Raw genomic sequence first — 1,027 nt, 5'->3', positions numbered from 1 at the left:
GGCCGGTGACGCGCCGAGCGCGACGAAGGCGGCCGCGCCGGCCCCGGTGGCGAGGAGGCTGCGGCGTCTGGGGCCCTGGGCTGTTCGGTCTGCCATGTGTGATCCCTTGCTCGTGACGGGGGTGGGTGTGTACCCGCGGTTCACGCCGAGGACAGCGGTATCTCGACGGTGCGGGTGGGGCGCAGCAGGACGGGGCCAAGCAGCCCGGAGACGGCGGCCTCGCCCTGTCCGTTGGCGCCCGTGTTGGTGACGCGGACGTGGACGGTGTTGCGTCCGGGGCGCAGTGCCTCCGTCACGTCGACGCGGTACGGCTGCCACAGCCGCGTACCGACCGCGGTGCCGTTGACGGTGACTTCCGCGACGTCGCGTACGTCGCCCAGGTCCAGCGTCCAGCGACGTCCGGACAGCGTTGCCCTGTCGAGGTCGACGCTGTTCTCGTAGAGCGCGGAGCCGGAGAACGCGGCGTCGACCACCGACCAGTCGCCGAGCGGTCGGTCCTGCCGCGACGCCCCGTCCCGGTCGAACCGGAAGCCCCAGTCGCCGTCGAGCGGGACGGGATCGAGCGCGTCGGTGACCTCGGCACTGCCCCGCAACTCCCGTCGGCCGTCCTGCGCGGTCGCCTCGACGGTGCCGGGCCCGTCCACCACCACCGTGGCCACGGCGCCCCGCCCGGCGGAGCGGACGGCCAGCACCGGCGCGGTGGCCGAGGTGACGTGCAGCGGAGCAGGTCCGGATGCGGCCCGCACCACGACCACGAGGGTGGCCTTGGCCTCGATGCGCAGGTCGACGGCCGTGCCCGGGGCCCGCAGTCCCGGGAAGGCGGCGGAGCGCCACGCCCCGGCAGGTGCGACGCGGGCCGTGTCCGGGTCCCAGATCTCCGGTGTGCCGCTCGCCGGCACGGTCAGCGTCGTGTGCAGGGCTCCGGCGCGTTCGTTCGTGACGACGAACGCCGTGTCCGCTCCTTGGGCGAGGCGCAGCACGCGGACATCGGTGGTGTGCGGAGTGAGCGTCGCGGCCGCAGTTCCCG

Annotated in this window: 1 protein-coding gene; it reads right to left on the bottom strand. The window is 74.6% G+C overall.

Annotation, left to right across the window (positions count from 1 at the left end; translation table 11 throughout):
* Positions 1 to 140 precede the first annotated feature (140 nt).
* The coding region (locus G3I40_RS35465; RefSeq protein ID WP_343245119.1) for a glycosylhydrolase-like jelly roll fold domain-containing protein at positions 141 to 1,027 on the bottom strand (887 nt) is incomplete at its 5' end.

It is taken from the genome of Streptomyces sp. SID14478 (assembly GCF_010548525.1).
Taxonomy (GTDB): Bacteria; Actinomycetota; Actinomycetes; order Streptomycetales; family Streptomycetaceae; genus Streptomyces.
Note: the sequence above shows the minus strand (reverse complement) of the source record. Positions and strands in the feature narration are given on the sequence as shown.